At 69.1% G+C, this 4552-nt stretch carries 4 protein-coding genes; all 4 read right to left on the bottom strand.

What is annotated here, in order from left to right; translation table 11 throughout:
• Positions 1 to 1027: acetate kinase (locus CQZ88_RS02585; RefSeq protein ID WP_258008422.1), on the bottom strand; the 1027-nt coding region annotated here is incomplete at its 3' end.
• Positions 1024 to 3108, bottom strand: coding sequence for a phosphate acetyltransferase (gene pta / locus CQZ88_RS02580; RefSeq protein ID WP_102799209.1), 2085 nt, complete (start codon positions 3106 to 3108; stop codon positions 1024 to 1026). The genes pta and CQZ88_RS02585, both read right to left, overlap by 4 nt.
• Positions 3109 to 3188: 80 nt before the next feature.
• Positions 3189 to 4037: a catechol 1,2-dioxygenase gene (gene catA, locus CQZ88_RS02575; protein WP_006938191.1), complete on the bottom strand. Its 849-nt coding sequence runs from the start codon at positions 4035 to 4037 to the stop codon at positions 3189 to 3191.
• Positions 4038 to 4056: 19 nt separating this feature from the next.
• Positions 4057 to 4552 (bottom strand): 4-hydroxyphenylacetate 3-hydroxylase C-terminal domain-containing protein (locus CQZ88_RS30375; protein WP_308410778.1); only part of this gene is annotated, 496 nt, incomplete at its 5' end.

Genomic DNA, 4552 nt, shown 5'->3' with positions numbered 1-4552 from the left:
GGCGGACGTCGACGTTGTTCTCTCCCACCCCGCCGGTGAACACGACGACGTCGACGCCGCCCAGTTCGACGAGATACGCGCCGAGGTACTTGCGCAGGCGGTGCACGTAGACGTCGTAGGCGAGCTTCGCGTCCTCGGAGCCCTCGGCGACGAGCCGCAGCAGGGCGCGGAAGTCGTTGACCCCTGAGAGGCCCTTGAGCCCGGAGCGCCGGTTGAGCAGATCGTCGATGGAATCGACGTCCATCCCGGCGCTGCGGTTCAGGTGCAGCAGCACGCCGGGATCGATGTCGCCGCACCGGGTTCCCATGACGAGTCCTTCGAGCGGGGTCAACCCCATGGACGTGTCGACGGGCCGGCCGCCGGCGATCGCGGAGGCCGACGCACCGTTGCCGAGGTGCAGCACGATCTGGTTCAGTTCCGACAGTTCACGTCCGAGGAACCGGGCGGCGCGCTCGGACACGTATTGGTGCGACGTCCCGTGGAAGCCGTACCGCCGGATGCCGTGCGCCCGGGCGACGTCCCGGTCGATCGCGTAGGTGGCGGCCGCGGCGGGCAGGGCGTGGAAGAACGCGGTGTCGAACACCCCGACGTGCGGAATGCCGGGCAGCTCCTCCCGCGCGACCTCCATGCCGATGACGTTCGCCGGATTGTGCAGCGGCGCAAGAACGGCCAGTTCCTTCACGGTGCGCACCACGTCGTCGTCGACGAGGGTCGGCTCGTGGAACACCTCGCCGCCGTGTACGAGGCGATGGCCGACGGCGATGATGCCGGCCTCGCGCAGGGGACGGCCCAGCGCCTCCACCCAGTCGAGGACGATCCGCAGTCCGGCGCGGTGGTTCTCGATGGGACCGACGTGTTCCTCGGTGCCGGTGGTGTGGTGGAACACGACCCTGCCCTCGGGCTCACCGATCCGCTCGATGAGCCCGTGCGCCACCGAGTCTCCGGTCTCGGGGTGGACGAGCTGGAACTTGATCGACGACGAGCCGGAGTTGAGCACCAGCACGGTGCCGTCCGTCTGGGAGCTCATTCGCCGGCCTCCTGCGCCTGGATGGCGGTGATCGCCACCGTGTTCACGATGTCCTGGATCAGCGCCCCACGCGACAGGTCGTTGACGGGCTTGCGCAGGCCCTGCAGGACCGGACCGACGGCCACGGCTCCGGCGCTGCGCTGCACGGCCTTGTAGGTGTTGTTGCCGGTGTTGAGGTCCGGGAAGATGAACACGGTCGCCCGGCCGGCGACCTCCGAGTCGGGAAGCTTGGCGCTGGCCACCGACGGTTCGATCGCGGCGTCGTACTGGATCGGTCCCTCCACCGGCAGGTCCGGCCGGCGCTCGCGCACCAGGGCGGTGGCGGCGCGGACCTTGTCGACGTCGACGCCCGAACCGGACTCGCCGGTCGAGTAGGACAGCATCGCGACGCGCGGTTCGATGCCGAAGCGGGCGGCGGTGGCGGTGGAGGAGATCGCGATGTCGGCGAGCTGATCGCTGGTGGGATCGGGCACCACCGCGCAGTCACCGTAGGCGAGCACCCGGTCCGACAGGCACATGAGGAAGATGCTCGACACCGTGGACACGCCGGGTTCGGTCTTGATGATCTCGAAGGACGGCCGGATGGTGTGCGCGGTGGTGTGCGCGGCACCGGAGACCATGCCGTCGGCGACGCCGAGGTGCACCATCATCGTGCCGAAGTACGAAATGTCGCTCATGATCTCGCGGGCGCGTTCGATCGTCATCCCCTTGTGGGCACGCAGCCGGGCATACTCCTCGGCGAACGGCTCGGCGTGTTCGGACGACCTGGGATCCAGCACGGTCGCCGCACTCAGGTCCACCCCGAGTTCGGCCGCCCGGCGCCGCACCTGCGTCTCGTCGCCGAGGATCGTCAGGTCGGCGATCTTGCGTTGCAGGACGCGGCCCGCCGCGCGCAGGATCCGGTCGTCGTCGCCTTCGGGCAGCACGATGTGCCGGCGCTGGCGGCGGGCCCAGTCGATGAGCTGGTACTCGAACATCTGCGGGGTCGTGACGGACGGCCGGGGCACGTCGAGGCGGCTCAGCAGCCGATCCGTGTCCACGTGCTGTTCCATCAGCGCGACGGCGGTGTCGATCTTGCGGTGCGCGCCGAGCGCCATGCGGCCGCGCGTCCGGTCGGCGGCCGACGCGGTGTCGAACGTCCCCAGGGTGGTCGTCAGGATCGGCAGGCTGGGCCTGAGTCCGGCGACGAGTTGCGCCATCGCCGGGTGCGGCAGGAGCCCACCGTTCATGATGATGCCGGCCAGCGACGGAAATCCTTCGGCGGCATTGGCATTCACGAGGGCGAGGAGCACGTCGGAGCGGTCGGCGGGGGCGATCACCACGACCCCCTCGGTGATGCGTTCGAGGATGTGTTCGGCGGTCATGCCGCCGACCATGACGCGCAGCGCCTCGCGGTGCAGCAGCTCGGGATCGCCGCTGTAGAGTTCGCCGTCGATCGCGGTCAGCAGTTCGCCCATGGTCGGCGCGACGAGGATCGGCACCTCCGGCAGCGTCCACAGCGGCACACCCCGGTCCCCGACGGCCGCGGCGATCTCGTCGAGCCGGTCGGAGGGACAGCGGTTGACGACGATTCCGGTCAGGTGGGCGTGCTGGGCGGCGAGTTCGGCCGTGCACACGCTGGTCAGTTGCGCCACCTCGTCGGGGGTGCGCCGGGAGCCGCGCAACACGAGCAGAACGGGCGCGTCGAGATTCGCGGCGATGCGCGCGTTGTAGCCGAGCTCGCTGGGGTTGGCGATCTCGGTGTAGTCGCTGCCGACGATGACGACGGCGTCGCACCGGTCCGCGACGGCGTGGTACTTGACGACGATCTCGCTGAGGGCGGCCTCGGGATCGGCATGCACGTCGTCGTAGGTGGCGCCGACGCACTCGTCGTAGTCGAGGTCGACGGTGATGCGTTCGAGGAGCAGTTCGAGGATGTAGTCGGTGTCGCCGTCGGAGCGGGCGATGGGACGGAAGACGCCGACCCGGGCGGCGGAGGCACACAGCGCCTGGAGCAGGCCGAGCGCGACGGTGGACTTGCCGGTGTCGCCCTCCGGCGCAGCGATGTAGATACTCGACACGGACTCGGCGGCGGCGCTCATGGCTCACACCCTAACGCTGCGCCGGTGCGTCCTTTGGGCGGTGGGAGCAACCCAAAAGACGCACCGGGGGCGCAGCGGCGTCAGTCCGCGAGCGGGTCGAGCGCGAAGTCGTACGTGGCCACCTTGCGGCCGGCGTCGTCGACCTGTGGTTCGAGGACGAGTTCCGGTTTCGTCGCGGTCGCGACGTCGTCGTCGAGCCACTCACCACCGGCGAAGTACAGCTGGGTGATGATCGGCTGCCTGCCGGGTGCGGTCACCCGCAGGTGCAGGTGCGCCGGGCGCCACGGGTGCCATCCGGCTGCCTCGATGAACTGTCCGGTGGGCCCGTCGGTGGGGATCTGATACGGAGCCGGCTCGATGGTGGTGATGTCGTAGCGGCCCTCGGCGTCGGCGACGACGGTGCCGCGCAGATTCCATTGCGGAAGGTGCGGGGCGAACTGGGAGTAGTAGCCTTCGTCGTCGGCGTGCCAGATCTCGATCCGGGCCCCGCCGAGGCCCCGGCCGTCGAGGTCGGTGACCTGTCCGCGCAGGACCAGCGGGGGGTGGACGCGATCCTCGTCGCGCATCGGGAGTGTGCACTGCGCCGGTAGTTCCGGTGCGCCCGGAACGTAGTACGGCCCCTCGATGCTGCCCTTGGTGCCGCGGAACCTCCGGGAGTTGACGTCCTCGATCTCGTGCTCGACGAACACGTCCAGCAGCAGCGGCCACTCGCCGCCCTCGCCCACGTCGATGAGCCACTGCTTGAGCACGCGGTACTCGTCGTAGGTGACGGCATGTTTCCGGATCAGCGCACCGAATCCCGCGAGGGCTTCGGTCGCGATGGCGGACAGACGCTCCGGTGAGGTGTCGGCGGTGCAGCGTTCGCCCTTGAACTTGTCGGTGGCGGCGGTGCCGGATGCGGCAGCGGTGGGGTTTTCGGTGATGGTCATGGTGTCTCCCGGGAAGTGGTCAGGCACGGCGGAAATGGGACACGTCGTCGTTGCCGACGAGGTCGGGCACGGTCCAGCCGTCGAGGTCGTACTCGCTCATGAACTGCTCGGCCAGGCCCTTCATGGCGGACACGTCCCCACGGCCTTCTGCGGCGAACAGCAGCTCGGCCTTGACGTTCTCGTGGTTGCCGGCGTAGTTCCGCTCGTACAGTTCGTGGCGGCCGCCGAACTCGGAGCCGATCGAGTCCCACAGGGCCTTCATGACCTTGACCCGGTCCACGGCGGTGATGCCGTCGGAGCCGCGGACGTACTTGTCCAGGTAGGGGCGCACCTCGGGATTCTTGAAGTCCGCCGCCGACGAGGGCAGGTAGATCAGGCCCGAGGCGACGTCCTGCTCGATGATCTCCTTGATGCGCGGGTAGCCGGAGATCATGAACATCCGGTAGGTCAGGCCGTACTCGAGCTTCGGGATGACGGTGTCGCCGATCCACGGTTCCGGGTTGTTGACCATCGCG

The sequence above is a fragment of the Rhodococcus sp. ENV425 genome (assembly GCF_002887785.1).
Classification (GTDB): Bacteria; Actinomycetota; Actinomycetes; order Mycobacteriales; family Mycobacteriaceae; genus Rhodococcus; species Rhodococcus aetherivorans.
Note: the sequence above shows the minus strand (reverse complement) of the source record. Positions and strands in the feature narration are given on the sequence as shown.

Coding starts and splice junctions, on each gene's coding strand:
- pta (WP_102799209.1), bottom strand. CDS start 3,108: ATGAGCGCCGCCGCCGAGTCCGTGTCGAGTATCTACATCGCTGCGCCG.
- catA (WP_006938191.1), bottom strand. CDS start 4,037: ATGACCATCACCGAAAACCCCACCGCTGCCGCATCCGGCACCGCCGCC.